Source organism: Aliivibrio sp. SR45-2, assembly GCF_963890165.1.
GTDB classification, from domain to species: Bacteria; Pseudomonadota; Gammaproteobacteria; order Enterobacterales; family Vibrionaceae; genus Aliivibrio; species Aliivibrio salmonicida.
Genome location: NZ_CAWPRC010000194.1, coordinates 92,332 through 114,173, shown reverse-complemented (window position 1 = coordinate 114,173; position 21,842 = coordinate 92,332). Strand labels below are relative to the sequence as shown.

Annotated in this window: 18 protein-coding genes; 7 read left to right on the top strand and 11 right to left on the bottom strand. The window is 40.6% G+C overall.

Annotated features, from left to right (window positions below):
• Positions 1-53 precede the first annotated feature (53 nt).
• A complete protein-coding gene (locus AACV33_RS18850; RefSeq protein WP_182699531.1) occupies positions 54-920 on the bottom strand; it encodes a LysR family transcriptional regulator in 867 nt (288 codons plus the stop codon).
• A 115-nt stretch (positions 921-1,035) separates the two neighbouring features.
• Here AACV33_RS18850 and AACV33_RS18845 point away from each other — a divergent pair, with 115 nt between their 5' ends.
• From AACV33_RS18845 to AACV33_RS18830, 4 genes are all read left to right on the top strand, one after another.
• Positions 1,036-1,410, top strand: a complete 375-nt coding sequence (locus tag AACV33_RS18845; RefSeq protein ID WP_182699530.1) for a YybH family protein — start codon at positions 1,036-1,038, stop codon at positions 1,408-1,410.
• Between the two features lie 81 nt (positions 1,411-1,491).
• A complete protein-coding gene (locus tag AACV33_RS18840) occupies positions 1,492-2,367 on the top strand; it encodes a DMT family transporter (RefSeq protein WP_065609860.1) in 876 nt (291 codons plus the stop codon).
• 533 nt (positions 2,368-2,900) lie between these two features.
• Positions 2,901-4,388 (top strand): SulP family inorganic anion transporter, encoded by a 1,488-nt coding sequence (locus AACV33_RS18835; protein ID WP_182699529.1) that lies wholly within the window; start codon positions 2,901-2,903, stop codon positions 4,386-4,388.
• 11 nt (positions 4,389-4,399) lie between these two features.
• Entirely contained in the window at positions 4,400-5,245 is an 846-nt protein-coding gene (locus AACV33_RS18830) for a universal stress protein (RefSeq protein ID WP_182699528.1), read from the top strand.
• 121 nt (positions 5,246-5,366) lie between these two features.
• Here AACV33_RS18830 and AACV33_RS18825 read toward each other — a convergent pair whose 3' ends face one another.
• From AACV33_RS18825 to AACV33_RS18815, 3 genes are all read right to left on the bottom strand, one after another.
• Positions 5,367-6,143: a glycine betaine ABC transporter substrate-binding protein gene (locus AACV33_RS18825; protein ID WP_182699527.1), complete on the bottom strand. Its 777-nt coding sequence runs from the start codon at positions 6,141-6,143 to the stop codon at positions 5,367-5,369.
• Between the two features lie 120 nt (positions 6,144-6,263).
• A complete protein-coding gene (locus AACV33_RS18820; RefSeq protein WP_182699526.1) occupies positions 6,264-6,437 on the bottom strand; it encodes a hypothetical protein in 174 nt (57 codons plus the stop codon).
• Between the two features lie 309 nt (positions 6,438-6,746).
• A complete protein-coding gene (locus AACV33_RS18815; protein ID WP_065609853.1) occupies positions 6,747-8,093 on the bottom strand; it encodes a magnesium transporter in 1,347 nt (448 codons plus the stop codon).
• Between the two features lie 292 nt (positions 8,094-8,385).
• Between AACV33_RS18815 and rsgA the strand changes: the two genes are divergently transcribed.
• The gene (gene rsgA, locus AACV33_RS18810; protein WP_182699525.1) at positions 8,386-9,429 is read left to right on the top strand and encodes a ribosome small subunit-dependent GTPase A; all 1,044 of its coding nucleotides are present in this window, start codon (positions 8,386-8,388) and stop codon (positions 9,427-9,429) included.
• A 70-nt stretch (positions 9,430-9,499) separates the two neighbouring features.
• On the opposite strand, the gene hdfR is transcribed toward rsgA, so the two are convergent.
• The gene (gene hdfR / locus AACV33_RS18805; RefSeq protein WP_023602828.1) at positions 9,500-10,363 is read right to left on the bottom strand and encodes an HTH-type transcriptional regulator HdfR; all 864 of its coding nucleotides are present in this window, start codon (positions 10,361-10,363) and stop codon (positions 9,500-9,502) included.
• Positions 10,364-10,495: 132 nt separating this feature from the next.
• Between hdfR and AACV33_RS18800 the strand changes: the two genes are divergently transcribed.
• Complete coding sequence (locus AACV33_RS18800; RefSeq protein ID WP_017021615.1) at positions 10,496-10,819, top strand: DUF413 domain-containing protein; 324 nt, start codon at positions 10,496-10,498, stop codon at positions 10,817-10,819.
• A gap of 222 nt (positions 10,820-11,041) precedes the next feature.
• Positions 11,042-13,060 carry a flavohemoglobin expression-modulating QEGLA motif protein gene (locus tag AACV33_RS18795; RefSeq protein WP_370527107.1) on the top strand — a complete coding sequence of 673 codons (2,019 nt, stop codon included), beginning with the start codon at positions 11,042-11,044 and terminating at the stop codon, positions 13,058-13,060.
• A 106-nt stretch (positions 13,061-13,166) separates the two neighbouring features.
• Here the strand turns inward: AACV33_RS18795 and AACV33_RS18790 are convergent, their stop codons facing one another.
• The 6 genes from AACV33_RS18790 to AACV33_RS18765 all read right to left on the bottom strand — a co-directional run bounded on the left by AACV33_RS18790 (position 13,167) and on the right by AACV33_RS18765 (position 21,834).
• On the bottom strand, positions 13,167-13,994 hold the full coding sequence (locus AACV33_RS18790; protein ID WP_182699524.1) for an ABC transporter ATP-binding protein: 828 nt from the start codon (positions 13,992-13,994) through the stop codon (positions 13,167-13,169).
• A gap of 10 nt (positions 13,995-14,004) precedes the next feature.
• Complete coding sequence (locus AACV33_RS18785; protein WP_182699523.1) at positions 14,005-15,030, bottom strand: FecCD family ABC transporter permease; 1,026 nt, start codon at positions 15,028-15,030, stop codon at positions 14,005-14,007.
• Positions 15,020-16,120 (bottom strand): FecCD family ABC transporter permease, encoded by a 1,101-nt coding sequence (locus tag AACV33_RS18780; RefSeq protein WP_182699522.1) that lies wholly within the window; start codon positions 16,118-16,120, stop codon positions 15,020-15,022. Before AACV33_RS18780 ends, AACV33_RS18785 begins: the two co-directional genes overlap by 11 nt.
• A complete protein-coding gene (locus tag AACV33_RS18775) occupies positions 16,117-17,106 on the bottom strand; it encodes an iron-siderophore ABC transporter substrate-binding protein (protein ID WP_182699521.1) in 990 nt (329 codons plus the stop codon). Before AACV33_RS18775 ends, AACV33_RS18780 begins: the two co-directional genes overlap by 4 nt.
• Before the next feature lie 79 nt (positions 17,107-17,185).
• Positions 17,186-19,351: a TonB-dependent siderophore bisucaberin receptor BitA gene (gene bitA, locus AACV33_RS18770; RefSeq protein WP_182699520.1), complete on the bottom strand. Its 2,166-nt coding sequence runs from the start codon at positions 19,349-19,351 to the stop codon at positions 17,186-17,188.
• A 23-nt stretch (positions 19,352-19,374) separates the two neighbouring features.
• Complete coding sequence (locus AACV33_RS18765) at positions 19,375-21,834, bottom strand: GNAT family N-acetyltransferase (RefSeq protein WP_012549027.1); 2,460 nt, start codon at positions 21,832-21,834, stop codon at positions 19,375-19,377.
• Between the last annotated feature and the right edge of the window lie 8 nt (positions 21,835-21,842).

Genomic DNA, 21,842 nt, shown 5'->3' with positions numbered 1-21,842 from the left:
TCAAGATAACTAATAAAACGTCAATTCGCCCCGATGAATTGGCGTTTTTCTTTTTAATTTAATGCACTTTCAATCGCTTCGATTGCCATTGTTACACTTATCGGTGTTTGACCATGGAATGGATGTAATGCATACACATTAGAAGGCGCGATCTCGTTATTGGGCAGTGCTTTCCTTACTGTTGTTTGATGTTGTAAATAAATAAGCTCAGGCAGCAAACCAACCCCTAATCCATTCTCAATTAATGCTAAGCTATTTTGAACCGTGTTCACTTGGTGCGTGGCGGTAAAATTTAAGCGGTGTGCGATTTTTGTTTTTGTATTAATTAAGGAATGTGAGATCTGTTTTGATTGCCAATGGTTTGCAATATAAGGAACGGATTCTATATTTTCTAAGTTGCTAGGAGAGTAATCTCTCGCAACACACAATACATCTTGTACCGTTGCAATGCGTTTTTGTTTTAAATTACTGAGTTTGGATTCTCCAACTCGGATCGCTAAATCAATTTCTTCTTGCATTAAATCGAGCTGCCCGTCATGCGCAATTAAATTTAACGCCACGCCTTTGTGTGTTTTAAAAGTGGAGCTTAATGCCGGAATAACAATACTATTCATTAATGCGTGTGGTGCTGTGACCGTCAGTTTCCCTTGAGGGAATTGTTGCTGGTGTAAGATATCACTCCATGCTTTTTCGGCTAACTGATGCATCTTGCAACATTGCAGATAAAAGCGCTCACCAGAAGTCGTTAATACTTGTTTACGAGTAGTACGTTTTAATAATGGAACGGAGAGATCATTCTCTAGTTGTTTTAAGTGCTGGCTAATGACGGATTTTGATAGTTCAAGTTTATCTGCCGCTTTAGTAATGGAACCGGTTTCAACGATGGTCATAAAGAGTGTCATTTGTTTTAGTTTGTTCATACTCTTACCAACCCTATTGTTTGAATTTATTAAACAGTGATTTCTAATTAGTTTGTTTTTCAGTGTTAATAATGCACGTATAGTCCATCTCATACAAACATTAGGAGAAACAACCATGACTCAAGAACAAATTTTAGCAGCATGTAAAGCAGGCATTTCAGCGTGGCAGCAAGCGTTTAACTCTCAAGATGCCGCCGGTTGTGCAGCGCAATACGCGGAAGGTACCGTTATGGAGGCTCGTCCATTTGGAACGTTTACTGGCCGTGAAGAGATCCAAGCGTTTTGGAAAAACATCATGGATCAAGGCTTTGCTGATGTTGATTATACAGAGGTTAAATGGGAACCTATCGGTGAAGATGGTTATCTATTAACGGCTAATTGGACGATGAACAAAGCATTTGGTGTTGTACACAGCGAGCATTGGACAGTTCAAGAAGATGGTAAAGCTCGCTTAATTTCTGATGATTTTGAAGTACAAGGTGAGCGCTAAAAAGCACTTTTTAAATAATGTGGTTGAGTAATTTATCATTATCAACCACACTCGAAAAACACCTCATTATCGGAGTTATGGATGATTAATATATTAAGCCTATTTACCTTGGCAGCTCTATGGGGTGGTTCGTTTTTATTTGTCAGAATTGCAGCCAACCCTCTTGGTCCTGCTGTCTTGATTGAAACTCGTGTTGCTTTTGCGGCATTAACCTTATTAGTCGTTTCATTCTTTCTTAAAAAATCACTGCAGTTCACTTCTAATTTAAAGCATTTTTTTATTTTAGGGTTATTTAATTCAGCCTTACCTTTTTTATTGTTTGCGTATTCCGCTCAGGTGTTAAATGTCTCAACATTAGCGATATTAAACTCTAGTGCCCCAATCTGGGGAGCCATTATTGGCGCAGTTTGGACTCGAACTTGGCTAACCAAAGAAGTCGTATTTGGTTTGGTTCTAGGTATGATTGGAGTGAGTGTTCTTGTTGGTTGGGAAGCGATTAATGTCGGTGATGAAGCGATTATTCCAATGATTGCGGCTTTGGTGGGGGCGTTTAGTTACGGTATTGCAACTAATTACGCAAAGAATGCCCCAAGTGTTGAACCCTTTAATAATGCGCACGGCAGTATGTGGGCTTCTGTAATCTTGGTGCTACCGTTGGTTCCTTTTATTCCAGTAAGAGAAACAATTAGCTCAGATATTATGTTGTCAGTATTTGCGCTTGGTGCGGTCTGCACCGGCCTTGCGTATTTATTGTATTTCCGATTAATTAATGAGTTAGGTGCCTCTTCTGCGCTTTCAGTGACTTTCCTTATTCCTGCGTTTGGTATTTTGTGGGGCTATTTATTCTTAGGAGAAACCGTCGGAATAAATGCCATTATAGGTACTATTTTAGTTGTGACTGGAACCATGTTTGTAACGGGTTTTTATAGGAAGTTGCTGCCTAGAAAATTGATGTAATAATGGCTTCCATTAATATCGTACTTTTCATAGATATATTAATGGAACCTAAAGAACCGATAATGGAACCTAAAGAACCGATAATGGAAATTGAATTGATACCTTCGTAAATATAGACTGGTGACCTGTTTGATTTAGAGGATATTGATCACTGTGTTAATTACGCCGCCTTAAACGCTCCATCCCCCCTATAGCTCTCATTGCTAACCTAAGCACTGTACTCACCTGAGTATTCGGCTTAACTCTTTGCGCTTGTTAATTCTTTGCCGTACTTTCGGCCACTTTTCCGCGCTAAAACTCATACCATTGCCATTAATTAAATGGTCTATTTATTACGCAGGAAAAGCACTTAAGAGCAAGGCTGATATTCTGATAAGTAGTTATTCTACTTAAATAATTTTTAGCGACGCTATTATGTGATTTGACCAGTAATAAGGACTAGGAATTACTGGAATTGGTATTATCAAAGAAGCACTTATTTACACCCCAGATCTCTTTCTGGTGCGTATTGCCGTGCATAAATTGAGAATTCAATGTTAAAAAATTTCAAAATTGATTGGATGTCTAATGTCCGTGGTGACTTACTTGCGGGTATTGTTGTTGCTCTTGCTTTAATTCCTGAAGCTATCGCCTTTTCTATTATCGCAGGTGTCGACCCTAAAATTGGGTTGTACGCTTCTTTCAGCATTTCGGTTGTTATTGCTTTCACGGGAGGTCGTTCTGGGATGATCTCTGCAGCTACCGGTGCAATGGCACTGTTGATGGTAACACTGGTTAAAGAACACGGATTAGAATACCTACTTGCCGTTACTGTACTTACTGGAATATTGCAGATTTTAGCGGGTTATTTAAAGCTCGGTAGCTTGATGCGTTTTGTTTCTCGCTCAGTGGTTACAGGTTTTGTGAATGCGTTAGCCATATTGATTTTTATGGCGCAACTTCCTGAATTAACAAATGTAACTTGGCATGTTTACGCCATGACTGCCGCCGGTTTAGGGATTATCTACCTGTTCCCATACCTACCGGTGATCGGTAAATTAATTCCTTCTCCCTTGGTGTGTATCGTTGTATTAACCGCCATTTCGATGTCATTTAATATTGATATTCGTACCGTGGGAGACATGGGGAATCTACCAGATACCTTGCCAATTTTCTTATGGCCTGATGTGCCTTTAAACCTAGACACGCTATTGATTATCTTGCCGTATTCTATTGGTTTAGCTGTGGTGGGTTTATTAGAATCTATGATGACAGCAACGATTGTCGATGACTTAACCGATACCAACAGCGATAAAAACCGCGAGTGTAAAGGCCAAGGGCTTGCCAATATTTTTACGGGTTTTCTTGGTGGTATGGCGGGTTGTGCGATGATCGGACAATCAATGATTAACATAAAGTCGGGCGGCCGTGGACGTTTATCTACACTTTCAGCAGGTGTGTTTTTATTGATTATGGTGGTATTTCTTGGCCCGTGGTTGAAGCAAATACCAATGGCGGCCTTAGTTGCCGTGATGATAATGGTCGCTATCGGTACTTTCTCATGGAGTTCAATTACTGATTTAAGAAAGCACCCAATATCAACGAATATTGTTATGTTAGCCACGGTGATTATTGTGGTAATGACGCATAATTTAGCGCTTGGTGTTCTGGTTGGCGTGTTGCTTGCCTCATTATTCTTTGCCAATAAAATTAGCCGTATGATGGTGATAAAGAATAATACGGATAAGAATGAACCTCGTAAATATACCGTAATAGGGCAAGTGTTCTTTGCTTCATCAGATAAGTTTATAACGTCGTTTGATTTTAAAGAAGTGATAGAAAGCGTAACGATTGATTTATCGGCAGCGCATTTCTGGGATGTTACTTCTGTCTCCGCTTTAGATAAAGTGGTGGTCAAATTTCGTCGAGAAGGCACTCACGTTGATCTGATTGGGATGAATGAAGCGACCCTGACTATCGTGGATAAATTTGGTGTGCATGACAAACCAGAAGAAGTCGAAAAACTATTGGCCGGACATTAGGGATAAAACGAATGAAAAATATAATAGCGTGTATTGATGGTTCTACATTTACGTTTGCCACGTGTGAAGCGAGTGCGTGGGTGGCAAAAAAGGTCGATGCACCACTTGTTCTATTGCACGCACTTGATAAAACCATGAGACCTGTCGTGAGTGAGTTGTCAGGTCAAATAGGATTAGGAAGCCAAGAAGAGTTGCTTAGTGAACTGGCCGATCTTGATGAAGCACGCAGTAAAATAGCACTTAAACACGGTAATAAATTACTGGAAGAAGCAAAGACGTGGGCATCTAAAGAGGGCGTGAGTGATGTCCGTAAATTGCAACGACATGGAAACCTACTTGATAGCCTCATTGATTTAGAAAATGAAATTAGGGTGTTAGTGATAGGTAAATCAGGTGAAGAGAGCAGCATTAACAAAACAATAGGCTCACAACTTGAAAGTGTTATTCGATCTATTAGCGCGCATATTTTGGTTGTTAGTGAGCCGTTTGCTGTGCCTAATTCTTATCTGATTGCTTTTGATGGTAGCCCAACCAGTCATAAACTGATTGAAAAAGCGATGAAGACGCCGTTGTTAGTTGGTTTAGAATGTCACTTAGTGATGGTTGATGATTCTGGCAATAAGAGTGCGGAGTTTGAACAAGCAGCAACGCAGTTGCGAGACGCAGGCCTTAGCGTTAATGAAAGCATATTGGCGGGATCGGTTGATGAAGCGTTACTTACGTATCAACAACAACATCAGATCGGTTTGTTTGTTATGGGGGCGTATGGGCATTCTAAATTGAGACAGTTTTTTGTTGGTAGCAATACAACGGAAGTGTTGGCGAAAAGTAAGGTTCCGATCTTAGTCATTCGTTAGTCAATCAATGATACGTAAAGCCTAGGAATTTTTTCTTCCTATTAGAAAAACGCCTAAAGTAAATTTCTTTAGGCGTTTTTTATGGTTGAGAGATTAAGTAATCGCATTGGTTTTTGCGTCATTACTGATTATTAAGCCATTGCTTAGTTACTTCATCGATATCTTTTCCTTCTCGGGAAACTTGATAGTCGAGAGCCGCGATAATCTCATTGGAGAATGTAAGTGAATCTAATCTTCGAATTTGTTCTTGAGTGAAATAAGTTGCGCGATCTTGTCGGAGTAATAACACGGCGCGATCGACGATACCTAATAAACCTTTTGGCTCGGAAATTTCACGAATAGTGTATTTATGGTGTAAAAATTGTGGCTTCCATAATGGAACGATAACCCATTCTTTATTCTCAACGGCTTGTTCGAATGCGGCAAAGCAATCTTCTTCACTTCCTGTATGGAAGATGTAACCTGCATGGCTTAAGTCGTATGCATCCATCATTTTGATAGAAAATCGAGTAATACCAGCACCTGGGTTAATGCCTTGAATTTTTTTATTCATGCATGAAAGCACTTCAGGTTTTAATAAATCATTTATTTCAGATACGGATTCTTCAGGGATGTAATCTGGTACGCCCCAGAGTGCGTATGGCTTATAATGCAGCCCTAATTCAAGTAACTCTACCGTCTCTTCTACATCAGATTTATATATACCGTGACTAGAGGGAAGCCAAGCAGAAGCCAGCATATCAATGTCGCCTAATTTTAATTTCTCAAAGTTGTCTTGATGTGGGGAGTAAATTCGATCTACTTCGAATCCCATCTCTACTAAAACATGAGTAATTATTGATGCCGTGAGTTGGTGAAAAGAAAGGTTAGTGGCCCCGAGGGTTATCTTATGTTTCATAACAGATTATCCGATAGGTGATAAGAATGAACTTCGCTCATGATTTGTTTCTCTTTGTTATTTCGTAAGGTGTTTTTAAACGTATACCATTTATTCATACAGAAATGAGACGGTATTTATTTAAAATAAAATTTGGTAGAAAGCACAAGCAGAAATGATCAATGAACTTTCTAATATCAATAATGTTTTACAATCAAAAATCTCAATGTCGTTAGCTGAAAAATCAAAAGGTATATTATCAATAACACTTTGATTTAAAATTGGTTTTGTGTGTGTTTCATTTGATGTGTTCATGATTATATCCTTTGATATAAGTTCGGTTTTTAGTCTTCACTGTTGTCGTTATTGCCTAATGATAACTATTATATCTATTCGTTTAATTTTGATAATTGAGTAATATTCGAAATGATTATTCGTAAAATCTGAATAATAAAAGTGCAATGACAGATAATTGGTTAGAGATAAATACGGTGAGCGAGCGGGCTAAATTTTGAGGGAAGTGATTTGATACTGAGTATTTGAATAGAAGATGAGATTAGCGGTTGTGATGGTTAGGTGGAATGAAAAAACACTGGGCGCTTGTGCAACCCAGTGCTTGAGAAATTACATCATGACAAGGCTTGCGGTGCCTAAGAAAGCAAAGAAGCCTACAACATCAGTAACCGTGGTTAATATGACGGAACCGGCCAATGCAGGATCTAATTTAAACTTATCTAATGTGATAGGAATAAGGACGCCAAATAGCGCCGCTGTAATGATGTTGATAATGATGGCAAGGGAGATGGTGGCTCCCAAAGCGAACGATTGAAACCATGCGCCAGCCAGACCACCGATAATCAACGACCATAACAACCCGTTAATTGATCCAATTCCCAACTCATTTTTTAATAAGGTAAAGCGGTTACCGGGGGTGATTTGATTGAGCGCCATGGCACGAACCATCAAGGTTAATGTTTGACTACCAGCAATACCACCCATTGAAGCCACAATCGGCATCAATACCGCAAGTGCAACCACTTGAGTGATCACATCTTCAAATAATCCAATCGTAATTGAGGCGAGGATGGCGGTTAATAAATTAATACCTAGCCACAGCCCACGTTTTTTAGAACTTCGAAAGATAGGGGAGAATAGATCATCGCCTTCATCCATACCCGTACCGGCCATTAAGCGGGTTTCATAAATTTCACGTTGAGTGTTAATCGCAAACTGCCAATCGAGTTGGCCAATTAACGTATTCTCATCGTCAATGATCGCCACACTGGGGACGACAGAGTGTTCAATGGCTTCGATACTCTCACTTAATGGCTGATGCACATTAAGCGCTAGGCAATCTTCAATTTTAAGGGTATTTATTTTTATTGAATCGTCAGCAATTAAAATATCGGTGTATTGCACAATACCGTGAAACTTATGAGCACGGTTAATTAAGTACATGTATTGATGAGATTCAAATAAATTGGTTTTTAACAGCTTTTTAGCTCGCCCAACACTGACATTAAAAGGCAATGTCGCAATTTTTCTATCAGCCCAATGCCCAACTTCATCGTCTTCGTACTGTTTTGCGTCGTCATATAGATCCAACTCATCACGGTTGATAAGCTGCAAAGCAAGGCTGAAAATATCTTCAGGTAGAGACTCTGCCCATTCAATTAACGATAAGTTATCCAGTTTAGCGAGCGTGAAATTTAGCTCAGCTTCTGATAGTGCTTCAAGAATAGCAACACGCGCGTCAGCACGCATTTCGGTTAATACATCAATGTGCATTTCTAATGGCAGACGACGCCACAATTGCACACGTTGGTCAACGGGGAAGGCTTCTAAAATACGGGCAAAAGAACCGTTGTCTAAGCCATGTTCAACGTACTCACCGAGTAATTCGACTTGCTGCTGTGGGTCTGCATTAAATAGGGGATCAATCTGGGATGATAAGTCTTGGAATTCGTTCAATCTCTTACTCCATAAGAAAGCAGCGTCTTTAAACTATAGGGAAATAAAAATAATTATAATGGTTATATAGCTGATATAAAACAAGCGAATAACCTTGATCCTAGTATTTATTTACAAAGGCATAATAAATCGGTGAAAGGCAGTAAATTATCATCTTAAAGATGTAATTAAATTTCAAAATTGTCGGTTTTCTTCAATCTTTTTTATTGCAAAGTGATTATTATCTTTGCCGAGAGTTACGGACTTTCATATACCTTAAGATTATGGGCAAGATGCCCAAAGGAAGATCAACATGAATTTACTACCTTCATTGCCTCAACTTGGATGGCGTCCATTTTTCCAGCAGCAGCTAACGTTAGAGGAACTGACCGAACTGCGAATAGGTAGAGTGATAGAACAACATCGAAGTGGTGTGGTGGTATTGAGCGAACAAGGCCAATTTAATTTACTACAAACACCGAACAGTGATCGTGTGTGTGTTGGTGATTGGGTTTTGTTTGATGAGCAACTAAAGTTAGAAAGAGGGTTGGAACGCCAATCATTATTTCAACGTAAAGCACCGGGCTCTAAGGTGGATAATCAACTTATTGCCTCTAATGTTGATAGTTTATTTATTGTTTGTTCATTAAATAATGATTTCAATTTAAGCCGTATCGAGCGTTATTTAGCAATGGCTAAAGAAGCTGATGTAGAACCTGTGATTATACTGACTAAAGCAGATTTGTGTGATGACAGCGAGGAAAAACGCTACCAAGTACAAACGTTAAATCGATTCATGATGGTTCATGCGATTAATGCACTAGACAGTGAGCATATCAAAGAACTGACGGGATATTGTGCACAAGGAAAAACTATCGCGCTATTGGGCTCATCAGGTGTTGGGAAATCAACACTGGTTAATGCCTTAATGGGAGAAGACGCACAAGCAACTGGTGGTATTCGAGAAGATGATAGCAAAGGTCGACATACAACGACCTCACGCGCATTGAAGTGGATGCCACAAGGCGGGTTGCTAATGGATACTCCTGGAATGCGAGAGCTGCAATTAAGCGATTGTGAGAAAGGCGTGAGCGATACTTTCCATGAAATTACGTATTTCATTGACCAATGCCGTTTTGGGAACTGTACGCATAATAATGAGCCGGGTTGTGCAATCCAAAAAGCCTTGAATGAGGGGGAGCTAGAGTTTCGTCGTTTTGTCAGCTATCAAAAATTAATGCGTGAGCAAGCGTTGAACAGTGAAACGTTAGCGGAAAAACGCTTAAAAGACAGAGCGCTTGGTAGAATGATTCACTCTGTTCAAACAGAGTCTCGCCAACGTAAGAAAGGATACTAAAAGACCAATCAAATAGTATCAAACGAAAAGAAAGCAGTGCGATGTCACTGCTTTCATTTTATCTATTTTGTTATTGAACACTTTCCGCGACATTATTCGGCTTTATATTTAAGATTCGTTCGATCAATTCTGATTTCTCGCTTTTCTCTTTCCATACTAAGTACAGATGCTGCTCCATGATGGGGGCGTTATCAACGACGTAAAGATCGCCATCTTCAATGCTCTGGTTCACAACTGGCGCAGGCAAATAACCAACCCCAGAGTTTGCTATCAAATAATCTAACGCCATTCGAGAAGAGTGCGTATGCAAAATTGGCGTGCGTTGTAGCTCGGGTATCTTACTGTGCTGAATCGCAAACTTAGCGCCCCAATCGAGATACACCAAAGGAAGCGTTTGACTGCTTTTTAATTGACAATCTGGATCATGAGAAACGAGTTGTAATTGGTAATCACGGATCTTTAATACGCCTAAACCATCAATCTTCGGAGGTTCACTGGTAATAAATAGATCGACATTCTTATCAAGTAAAGATTTTGATAAATCTTGGCGACGAATCGATTCTAAGCGCAAAGCAAGGCCGGGAATAGACGCATAAATGCCATTGATCCAATCGGAAATACCATCAAATTCCCAAAACAGTGGGCTCGCTCCAATGGCGATTTGAGAATTGTAATCCTCAGTTAATGCGACATCTTGTTTTGCCCTGCCCCACGTTTGCAAAATGGCTTCAGCATAGGGTAATAATCGCTCTCCGGCTGCCGTTAACTGAACGTTATGGCGCTGACGAGTAAACAGAGGATTACCTAGCTGAGATTCTAATTGTCGAACCCTAAAACTGACCGCGGATTGAGTGAGAAATAAGTGCTCAGCAGCACGGCCAAAGTGACGCGTTTTTGTCACTTCTAAGAAGGTTTTAAGTAAATCAGTGTCCAAAGAATTCATCCCATAATTAAAGGTTAGCCTGACCATAAAAAAGTTTTATCGAAAGGACGAAATTTTTTCGTTTTACATAATCCATCAGCTGAACTAAATATACGCTTATCTCCTATAATTAAAGAATAAGCGATGAGAACAAGTTCAAAATTCTATGATGATGCCCGCTTTAAAAGAGGGTTCAGCCGCAGTGGTTTCACTATTAAAGAAGCGGCAATTCTTGAAAGTTACGGCCGTACGATGAAAGCCTTATCTGAAGGCTCTATGGTACCTATTAGTGATCGAGAGAGCATTTTTCTTCAAGAAGTAGCATCAGAACAGAAGTCTACCTCTGAATTTACTCTATGTTGGCTTAAATATCTAAAATTAAGTAACACAAAACCAAAATTGTACACATTATGTGGTACACAGCGTTCAGATAATACAGATGGTCACTCCGATGGTGATGACGATTAGTCTGTGATCTCTGATCGCAAACCAAACATAAACTCTAATGGCTTCTCCTCATCGAGAGGCCATTTTTATAAGGCGGCTTAAAGGTCGCTTTATAAATACGCAATCCTATGGCTAACTAAAAGCGGTAGGTAAATATATTGAATAAAGCAATACAGTCAGTTAATCGCTAAAATCGGATCAGACTGCAACGTAAATCATTAATTTGGGGAACATGTTGTGAGTATGAAAGAAGAAGTAAACAACAATAAAATGGATGTAGAAAAAGGATTAATGATGCAGATTCTTTCTGAGAGTGAAATAGTAAATAAAATTCAAAACCTAATTCCTTTTGAAGCGACATTATCGGATGGTGGCCTTACCCTTCGAATCAGCGAATATCAGCCTTACCTTGCGACTGCGGTGCATAACGGTCATGAAATGCGTGCGTCATTGAGTGAGCTATGTACGTTGTCAGACAGCGAGCGCTATGTGCAAGAATCGCCGTATTCTGGTGATTTTATTTCGTCATTACCAATCGTATTATTGGCACTAGATTCTCGCTATGAATACGATATAGATAAAACGGAAGCGACGTGCATTGATAACGTATGGACATCGCCATTAGCAGAAAAAGAAAGTGAACTGAGTAAGTCAAAACACGCGACGTATTACCGAATTTTACATTGCTTACTCACCACGTTAGAAAATGAGTTTGGCATTTGTTCTGTGTATGATCTTCGTTCGTACAATTATCAAAGCACAGATGAAGCGATCCCTACGTTTAATGTGGGAACAAAACAAATTAATGCGCGTCGCTGGCGTAAAAAAATTAACGATTTATTGGATCGTTTGAATCATGTTGAATTACCAAATATTGATGTTGATGCACAAGAAAATAGCGTATGCACCGGTCTTGGCTATCAAGCGACGTTTGTTAAAGAACACTTCTCAAAAACCGTTATCTTCCCATTAGGCGTGAAGAAAATCTATATGGATGAAAGCCGAGGAGAAAGTTTTCCTTTGGTGATTGAGAAACTGAAAGAAGAGCTAAAAACAGTGATCAGTGGTCACGTTGCCGCCATGCTTTCTCGTCGTTCAGGTGCAAAAAAGAAAGTAACGCCAGGGCAAATATTAGCGTCTACTTTATCAGCAGAAGCGTACAAGGTAGACCGCGCGTTATTTAAGATTGCCAAAGGCATCAATACGCTGAGTTACATTAACCCAAGTAATTTACGTCAAGAAAAACGCCGTTTCTTAACGAAGCCGTTTACGTATGAACCGAATTTTACATATAAACAATTAGACATCGATCCGTACTTGTTCAGAGAGCAATTGTATCGTCTACCCGTTGATGACATTCGTGATGCTGATTTGCAGAAATTGTACCGTAAAGTGATCGATCAGCTTGCGGTGAGAATCGATTTGTTGACCAGTATTGGTACGGACGATTTCTTGTATAATTCGCTTCGCTATTACGGTCAGCCAGATGATCAAGACATTGCTAACGCCAACTTTATTCTTCACGCAAAAGAGTATGACGAGCCAGAAGCGCAGACGGTAACACCGAAAGAGGCGATGGTAGCGTTTCATGAAGCGGCTGACGAGTATGGCTTTAAGTGTAAAGTGATCGGCTCAACACAATTAATTGCAAGAGCAATGGTGAGCGGAAAAACACTGAAAGTGAATACGGGAGTGATGTTTGGCAAGAAAGATTTGGATGCCTTAATTCATCACGAATTGGGTGTGCACATGGTGACGAGCATTAATGCCGAGCAACAACCATTGAAGATCTTAACATTAGGTCTACCAGGCAATACCCACACTCAAGAAGGGCTTGCTATTTTATGTGAGCACTTATCGGGTAGCTTCAATTTAGGACGCTTAAAAACGCTGGCATTGCGCGTTATTGCGGTTCATAAAATGGTGAAAGGGGATTCGTTCTCTGAAACATTCCATTGCTTGAAACACGATTATGACCAAAGTGATGACAGTGCGTTTACGATAACGGCTCGGGCTTATCGTGGTGGCGGTTTTACCAAAGATTACTTGTATCTAAAAGGTCTACGTGATGCATTGCACATGTACGAGAAAGAAGATTTAACGTCTTTATTCTTAGGCAAAACTGGGTTTGAATTTAAACCTATTTTGGATGAATTGATTGCTCGTAATATATTACCTGCTCCTAAGTTTATTCCTAAAGCGCTTTCAATTTCACGCGAAAAAGATCCCGTGTTGGACTGGTTGATGAAATCGATTCGATAGTGAAATAACGAACGATACAGCCTGCCTTTATTCTTTAATGAAAGGCAGGCTTTTTTTTGTCTATTTTTTCTTAAATGATGAATGCTAAATTCAACCAGCAGGCTTATTAAGAAAAGGAATAGAGTGGTTCGATAGAAGGATCTTTTTTGGGGATAATCATGGGGGTTTGAGATTCTGGGTCGGTGATAATGGTGGTGTTTACCCCATAGACCGTGTGAATAATGTCGGGGTTCGCGAGGTCTTCAGGTTTTCCTTCCGCCACTATTTTCCCCTCGTGCATCATGATGATATTGTCGGCGTATCTAAAGGCCTGATTAATATCATGCAGCACCATTACCAATGTTTTTCCTTGATCTCGTAGAGACAGACAAAAGTTCATCACCAAAAGTTGCGCACGTATATCAAGAAAAGAGGTCGGTTCATCAAGCATTAAGATATTACTCTTTTGAGCGAGTACCATTGCTAACCAAACTTGCTGTTGTTGTCCGCCAGATAAGCTGGCAACAGGACGGTGTATTAACTCGGTTAACCCTGTGGCGAACAACGCTTCTTGAACGGCGGTTTCATCATCTAGCGACCATTGCTGCCACATTTTTTGGTGTGGGTAACGCCCGCGGCTGACGAGTTCGATAACCTCTATCCCCTCAGGTAATTCGGGCTTTTGAACTAATAGAGCAAGTTCACGCGCGAGTGTCTTACTGTTCATTTTTAAAATGTTCTCTTTACCTAAAAGAATGCACCCTTCATCGGGGTGTTTTATGCGACTTAACATTTTGAGTAAGCTCGATTTCCCACAGCCGTTTGGACCAAGAATCACTGTCAGTTTTTTAGCTGGAATAGCCAGTTGCATACGGTTGATTATTTGCCCTTCACTGTAGCTTAATGAAACGTGATGAGCTGATAATGTTTTGGTTATTTCGTTATTGTTTTGCATTTATTCATCCTTATTTATTGGTGACTTGTCGGCTTAATAAAGCCACGAGATAGAGTCCACCAATCAATGCGGTGAGTACGCCTACTGGCATTCGAAATAAACCGGGTAGGGTGAGGGTTATTGTGTCAGAAACAAGAAGGAGTAGGCTGCCATAAATGGCGGATCTTAAGAGCGCTAATCGGCTGTGACCAAAACGTGCAAGATGCGGAGCGACTAAAGCAACAAAGGCAACAGGCCCAACAGTCAGTACGGCACCAAGCGCAAGTCCAGAAGCAAGAAGCAGCGCTTGCCATTGTGTTGTATCGACGCGGCTTCCTAGCGCGATTGCACTGTCATAACCTTGGGTAAGAAGAGACAGGCGACGAGCGAGCAGAAGAAGCAGTGGAACAAAAATAATAAGAGTCATGAAGATGACGGAAACGTCTTGCCAATTTCGGTTGGCTAAACTGCCACTAAGGTAACCAAAAAGCTGCTGAGCTTGTTCTCGTTGAACCAGAGTTAAAATGAGTTGAACGGTCGCGACAGCAAAGGCATTGATGGCGATCCCAAGCAGAACCAGTTGTCGTGATAATTGCCACGATTTCCCTAATGCGAGCAGCATGATCGTTAAAACAGAGACGGCACCGAGTAACGCACCAATAGCTATTGGTTGATTTGGCAAAAACCATAACCACAATACTGCGCCAGCACTTGCTCCGGCGTTTATACCAATAATGTCAGGGCTGCCTAATGGATTTTTAGTTAACGTTTGAAATACTGCCCCAGAAATACCGAGCGCGGCACCGGCTCCGATGGCACACAAAGCCCTTGGTAATCTGGATTGCCAAAACAGCCAATCTTGGTATGGGGTCGCTTCACTTTTAAATAGCGTTATAAAATCATCAGGTGTCATGCCATGCTTGCCTAACATTAAACTAAAAGTTAGGAATAGAGCGATTGATATCATCGCCATGATTGCGGCGTTGAGTGTCCTTTTGCTTGGGGCCAGTATTACGATTGACCCTAACTGCCATGTTGAGACTAAATTAGTTTTCATTTGAGTTTCTCTTCAGACGTCGTTTACAAGGTGTTATTGATGACGACTTTTTCATTTGGTCTCTTCTCACAGCGAGGTAGAGAAAAGGAGCGCCGAGCATAGCGACAACGATACCAGTAATAAGCTCTGTCGGAGGCATGAGTGTTCGAGCGATCACATCAGCAATGACAACAAGGTTACCGCCAATGAGTGCCGATATGGGCAGTTGCCAGCGAAAATCCAGTGGGGCAATAAATCGAGAAAGGTGGGCGGACGCTAAACCAACAAAAGTCAGTGACCCGACGGTGGCGGTTGAGGCTGCACACAAAATCGTAGCGCCAAGCCAACCTAGTTGCGGTTGCCATCGTAAATTCGCCCCCAAGGATATCGCAATGTTTCTATCGATAGAGAGTAAATTTAAAGCAGGAGCTAATAGAAGAAGAATGACAGTAGCGATAATAAAGTAAGGCCATATCGTATTAATATCAGACAGTTGGAGTCCTGATAATGACCCCGACATCCAATACTTTAGGTCACTAAAAAGCGATGGGTTTACGATGACTCTTGCTTGCACATAAGCACCTAATACGGCACTAATGGCGGCACCAGATAGGATAAGTCTTGTTGGGGATTGATTGTGGCCTCGTGACAATAAGTAGACCATCACGCTCGTGAGTAACGCACCAGGAATAGCTAACCAAAAAAGAGGCCAGTTGGCACTGAATGATAATAAGCTGAGTGTTATTATTGAGGCATTCGCTCCCGCATTTACACCGAGTAAACCCGGATCAGCTAAAGGGTTTCGAGTTAAGGCTTGCATGACGCAGCCTGCCATTGCTAATGACATTCCAGCCAATAAACCAATCAGAACTCGTGGGAGTCGAGCTTGTATAATAAGAGTATCGTGATTGAGATTATTTTCACTGAATAAGCGCAGTAGATAAAAGGGAGATAGGGTTGTTGTTCCTAAAAGAAGCCCAGAAATAATTGCAGAAAAACTTAATATAATTAGCAATATTAATGTGGTAGTGACCTTTTTATTTCTGCTGATTAAAGAAGGGAGAATAGCCAAGTCAGGTGTACTAGTTAATTGGTTATCTGCGTTATTCATTTACCCATAACCTCTTTGATTTTTGGAATAAACGCGGGCATTATCCATTCCAAACTGAGCAAACTGCCATAGGACGTCGCCATTACAATTGAGGGATCGGTTATCGCAAGATATCGTCCTTGCTTAACGGCGTTGATGTGTGAGAAAAGCGGGATTTTTTCAACGGCTTGTTTGCTTTTTTCAGACTCATACCAACTAATAATGAGATCGGCATCATTAAATATATCGGAGTGCTCTAAACCAATGTTGGCCGTGAAATGTCCACGAGTTGGTTTTATGTCTTTGACTTCAGGAAGTTGTATAAAGCCGAGAGCGAGTAGAGAGTCGATACGTGGATCGCCAGGTACATACAACGCAAGATTACCGAATCGACTTCCTGCATTAATATACGCCAGTTTTTTACCTTTAAATTGAGGGTTTTCATCGGCAAGTGAAGCAAGGTATTGGTGTAATTTAACAAGCAGGGCGTCTCCTTCTTCTGTTTTTCCTAAAGCCGTTGAAATGAGGGTAACTTGCTTATCGATAGGGGTAAGCCAAGGTTGATCTGGATAAGCAACAACAGGAACAAAATTGTTTAATTGGTTAAACGTTTCGAGTGTGATCCCAGATTGTGGCGCTAAAATTAGGTCAGGTTTTAATGATAAAATATGCTCGATATCGAGTTCAGGGTAGCTATTGAGTACTGAGGGTAAGGCTTTTTCTTGTTCTAGGACGGCTTGTTTAAACCAAGGTAGATAACCTTTGCTGTCACCACCCCAATAATGAGCTTCAATGGCGATAGGCACAATGCCTAAGAGTAAGCACCAATCTTCGGTTGTTGCACCTAGAGTGATGACGCGTTGCGGACGAGTAGGAATAACCGCGGTTCCATGCGCGGTTTTAATGGTGACAGGGAATGGGGAACTGCTTATTTGGTTTAAGGGGATGGCAGCACTGTGGCTACTCAGCAATATAAACAGCAGAGAGATTGCTTTTGGCCATTTCAATATAGTTATAAAATGTCGCCCTACCTTACGGTAGGGGCCTCCAAGTAAATTTGAGATAAATTAATGAACAGCGTTGGTCTTAAAATTGGTAGTCAACATTCACGCTTATATTACGAGGCTCACCTGCGTGATATTGGTTATAGATCCCCATCTGGCTGTAATATTCTTTATCAAAAAGGTTTTTCACATTCGCATTGACGTTAAGTTTTTTGTTTACCTCATATCGCACCATTACATCGTATATCGCGTAACTGTCTTGTTTTACTTTGGTATCTCCAACATTAGGTATACCGCTTACTTCTTTATAAATACTGCTGTACCAACGCGCTCCTCCACCAATTTGAAGACCTTCTAAAAGGTCATCTAATTCATAAGTGGTGAATAATTTGAGTTGTTTGTTAGGGATATCTGTTTTTAATCTATTTCCTTGCGGGTCTTCTATTTTGAAATGGGTGTAGCCAATCGTTAAGTTCCAATCATCAGTGATAGCGCCATTGGTTTCAAACTCGAACCCTTTGGTTTCTGTACCATCAACACCACGATAAATAGGCATTCCTGTGTTTGGATCGACGTCGTCAGTTTTTATTCCTAAATTATCCTGTAACGTGTTGAAGCCATTAAGAGAAAGGTTTAACTGATCATCCAAGAGGCTTGCTTTAATTCCTGTTTCATAGTTCTTTCCTTTAATAGGATCGAGATACGTATTATTTTTACCTTTTACGTTTTGCGGTGTGAAAATATCAGAATAACTGGCGTATACCGCAACAATGGGGGTTATTGCATAAGTCGTCCCAACGTATGAGGTAAATTCATTACTGATTTTATTTTTATGAAGGGTTCCAAAGTCATTCATATCGGTTTCCCAGTCACTCAATCGTCCACCAAGAACGAAAGACCACTGGTCAGTTACATTGATATGTGAGGCGACATAGATCCCTTGTTGTTTGGCTTCTCCTGTTGATTCCCAGCTTTTTTTTCTGCTCCATTCCGGTTCTGGATAAGACCAATTTGGGTCAGTAAAATCACCGACCTCTGATTGTGCGTTTAGCCCTTTATAGTAAGTATTCTCGAACGTCATTTTTTGATTGTTGAAACCGGCGATCATTTGATGATCTTGTCCAAACAGAGAAAAATGACCTTTGAGAGTTAGATTAAGATTATTAATTTTTCGATTTCCCTCAATATAATTAATGGTGCCAGGAACCATGCCTTCATTTGTCTTTGGGTCAGGAAAACCTGTCGGCCACAAGTAATTGAAATCTAAGCTGTTATCACCATAGGTATACGTTCCTTTTATTACCCAATCTGGGCTAAAGCTATGCTCTAGGCTGACAAATGAATTTAACGCTGTGGTTTCAGCGGATGCCCAGTCAGGCGCTGTGGTTGCTGATGTGCTGTAATTCGTTCTCGTACCATCGCTATGAAAGAGGGGAAGTCCTCCCGCCATGGTGCCTTTTGGCTCGTTATATTGATAATCGGTACCGACCGTTAGTAAAGTGTCAGTGGTTAAATCGGCTTCAATAACGCCATATAATGTACTTCTTTTCTGTTCGTATCTGTCTAAGTAGGACTCACGTTCTTGATGGACAGCAACAAGACGAGCTCTAATACTTTCATCAGTATTTACGCTGCCAGAGATATCAACGACCCCTCGTTTTAAATTCCAAGATCCCGTGCCTACGCTAACGTTGGCATTAAAGTCGTGAGTAGGACGTTTTCTAATAAGGTTGATAGAGGCTGAAGGCTCGCCTGCACCAATCATTAATCCGTTCGCACCGCGAACCACTTCAACGCGATCATAAATCGCCGTATCCATTAGGTTATCACCGTAATTGAAACGGGTGTCATAGGTGATAGGAACGCCATCATAAAGAATGGTGCTTACTTCCATACCACGAGCAGAGACGGTGTATCTGTCGTTGTCCATAGGTCGAGCGTAAACACTCGATACGCTGTTCATTACATCAACAACACTGTTTAGTTGCTGATCTTTCATGGCTTGTTCGTTCACGGCAGTTACAGATTGTGGTGTTTCTAAATAGGATAAATCCATCCCTGTTGAGGTTGAGGTTTCACCTGTTTTATAGCTGGCAATCTCTTGTTTATGCGCGGTAATGGTCATTACTTCCATTGCCTCGTTATCATTGTCCTCTGCCATTACTGGCAACGTTAAAACACAAGATAACCCATAGAAAAGTGAGTATGTCGGTATTTTTGGTGATGTCATGTTCGTATTCAATGTCATTGTTTGGCCTAAAAGTCAGTGAACTAAATAATGCGATGAGTCTTAGCAAATAGAGCGAGAGGGTTTGCAATATCCTCAGCAAAACGTAAGTTCTTTTCTCTATCTTCAAGGTCAATCATTTGCTGATTATTGTTTAGTTGAATTCGATTTAGGCAGGTACGGGCGAACGAGCTGCAATACAGATCGTAACGTTGATATTTCGCATCAAATTGTGGGTGTTCTTGTTGGTAGTCTTTGACTGAATCGGCAACTATCTCCCAAAAATCAGATTCGCTAACCTGAGTTTGTTGCTCAAGCAATGGAGCGATGAATCGGAAAATACAATCAAAAATATCGAGCAAAATGTAGTTAAGTTTCATTGGGTCTTCAAGATCAACTGCCAAGCAATTCATGTCATTTGGTAGAGTTTTTTCTCCATTTAAAATGGCCACTTCTTCCCCGATGTCTTTCATGATTATTTTGATTGGGCTGTTGTCTTCAAGTACTAAAATTAAGTTTTCACCGTGTGGCATAAAGACAAGATCATAAGCAAAAAAGCTGTGCAGAAGAGGTTGTAGATAAAGATCCATGTACTGCTTAAGCCAGTTATGATCAGACAACGGCGAATCGGCCATTAACGCTGATATCAGGCTTTTTCCTTGGTCATCAACATGCAGTAATGAAGCCATTGTCAGTAGTTTTTGCTGCTTGTTTACCAATACATTGCCATGTTGATCTGGTGCGTATGGGCTTTCACGCCATAAAGAAGAAAGCATTTTTTTATAAGGATTGTCAGTGCGAGTAGCTTGCTCATAGTAGCTGTGGTGATAGCCTATTGCCGCGACTTCTTTAAGAACAAAAAATTGCTTTTTAGCAAAGTAGGGATCGGTTTCAATGAGGTTTGCAATGAACGTATTGATAGCCGGTGTTCGGCTCATGTAATACGGAGATAACCCACGCATGAAGCCCATATTTAAAATCGATAAGGCGGTTTTCACATAGCACTTTTCTGGTGAAGAAAGGTTAAAAAAGGTTCGAATAGATTGCTGTGCTTGATACTTATCTTCCGTCGTGCCAAGAGGAACTACATACTGATTGGCGATATCAGCGGCGAAGATACGTGATATTTTTTCTCGCCATTGCCATGGGTGGATGGGCATTAAGTAATAATGTGATGGTTCAAGCCCTTGCATAGAGAGTTGTTGATTGAACTCATTCAGTTGTGATTGACCTAATTCATCAAAAATTAGGCGGTCGTAGCTTAATGATTCGATGACGGCAAAGCTTGTTTTTTCACGCAGCACTGCAATCCATTGTAAATTTAATGATTGTCCACTTTCTGGTGAAAATTCAACATGATCTAACATATCAAAGCCAATTCTGCCGTTATTCGCAATGAATACTGGATGACCTTCTGTCATGGCAGCTTCAATCTCTTGGTAGCTTGCATTCGCTAATTGAGCTGAGGTCTTATTTTGGTGCATGAGCTTATAGGCTTTGCTGTATAGCGTGCTAGTGATTTCCTCTAAATACGTAGGTAACAATGCATCACTGATCTCAAGAAGGTGACGACAAGAAAGAATAAAAGAGACGGCATCAAGAGGTTGGTTTTTATCATCTTTAGTGCAAGTGATTGATTGTGGTTCAACAAATAAATGATCGAGTTGATATTGGCGTGCACGAAAGAGGTATTCAGACGTTCCCGTATCCGAGTTGAAGGTGATACACCAAGAGGCGGCTTGTGCATTTGATGCATCATCTAATTTTATCGGTGTGATGATTTGCTCATGGCTCAACTCGGTGATCATTTTCGCGATTAAATGTTGATTCGCTTTATGCCAATACTCTGTCGTTAAATGAGAAGTGGCGAGTGATAATGATGGATTCTTACTGCTATTTTTCATTGAAGATACTTTCCCTTGTGACTGCAAAAATTGTGACTTAGTAGCAAACCCTAATTTTGCGGTTTTGCTGTTAAGCGGAACGATTTGACTGTACTCAATACCTATTAAGTGGTTTAAACGGTGTACTTTCTCATTTTGGATATCCGGTTCAACAACGAGCCTTGTAAAAGGCAGGTGTTCTAAAATTAATGACGAGATTGCGGTAATGACGTTTTGACTTAAACGATGCTCTGGAATATCAACGGGAGCGATAATCAAGTGCATGCCACAGTCACCTTCTTGAACTGGGTAATGCTCACCTATTTCGTCTTTCGCTGGATGATATAGCTCGGTATAAAACAGTATTTTTCCGCGTTTTAGTCCCACCAGTCCAAATTTATGGGCTGTGTTTTTTAGCTCAAGGTTGCGCTGATCTTCGGTAAGTTCATTCATTCCCCAATACGATGAATAACTCTGAGATAACCATTGATTAATAACGCTAAAATCGGTGTCTTCGTTGTAATTTCTGAACTCAAATTCAGAGATATTGATTAATTGGTCTTTTTTTGGCGCGTAACGATCCGTAAAGCTACATTGAGCTTTGGCTGTGAAATCTGTCATCGTTATCT

What these genes read in the sequence shown, in the direction of transcription:
- AACV33_RS18790 (WP_182699524.1), bottom strand. Translation starts at nt 13,994, where the DNA reads ATGCAAAACAATAACGAAATAACCAAAACATTATCAGCTCATCACGTT.
- AACV33_RS18825 (WP_182699527.1), bottom strand. Translation starts at nt 6,143, where the DNA reads ATGAAACATAAGATAACCCTCGGGGCCACTAACCTTTCTTTTCACCAA.
- AACV33_RS18830 (WP_182699528.1), top strand. Translation starts at nt 4,400, where the DNA reads ATGAAAAATATAATAGCGTGTATTGATGGTTCTACATTTACGTTTGCC.
- AACV33_RS18800 (WP_017021615.1), top strand. Translation starts at nt 10,496, where the DNA reads ATGAGAACAAGTTCAAAATTCTATGATGATGCCCGCTTTAAAAGAGGG.
- AACV33_RS18845 (WP_182699530.1), top strand. Translation starts at nt 1,036, where the DNA reads ATGACTCAAGAACAAATTTTAGCAGCATGTAAAGCAGGCATTTCAGCG.
- AACV33_RS18780 (WP_182699522.1), bottom strand. Translation starts at nt 16,120, where the DNA reads ATGAATAACGCAGATAACCAATTAACTAGTACACCTGACTTGGCTATT.
- rsgA (WP_182699525.1), top strand. Translation starts at nt 8,386, where the DNA reads ATGAATTTACTACCTTCATTGCCTCAACTTGGATGGCGTCCATTTTTC.
- AACV33_RS18840 (WP_065609860.1), top strand. Translation starts at nt 1,492, where the DNA reads ATGATTAATATATTAAGCCTATTTACCTTGGCAGCTCTATGGGGTGGT.
- AACV33_RS18835 (WP_182699529.1), top strand. Translation starts at nt 2,901, where the DNA reads ATGTTAAAAAATTTCAAAATTGATTGGATGTCTAATGTCCGTGGTGAC.
- AACV33_RS18785 (WP_182699523.1), bottom strand. Translation starts at nt 15,030, where the DNA reads ATGAAAACTAATTTAGTCTCAACATGGCAGTTAGGGTCAATCGTAATA.
- AACV33_RS18820 (WP_182699526.1), bottom strand. Translation starts at nt 6,437, where the DNA reads ATGAACACATCAAATGAAACACACACAAAACCAATTTTAAATCAAAGT.
- bitA (WP_182699520.1), bottom strand. Translation starts at nt 19,351, where the DNA reads ATGACATTGAATACGAACATGACATCACCAAAAATACCGACATACTCA.
- AACV33_RS18765 (WP_012549027.1), bottom strand. Translation starts at nt 21,834, where the DNA reads ATGACAGATTTCACAGCCAAAGCTCAATGTAGCTTTACGGATCGTTAC.
- AACV33_RS18850 (WP_182699531.1), bottom strand. Translation starts at nt 920, where the DNA reads ATGAACAAACTAAAACAAATGACACTCTTTATGACCATCGTTGAAACC.
- AACV33_RS18795 (WP_370527107.1), top strand. Translation starts at nt 11,042, where the DNA reads ATGAAAGAAGAAGTAAACAACAATAAAATGGATGTAGAAAAAGGATTA.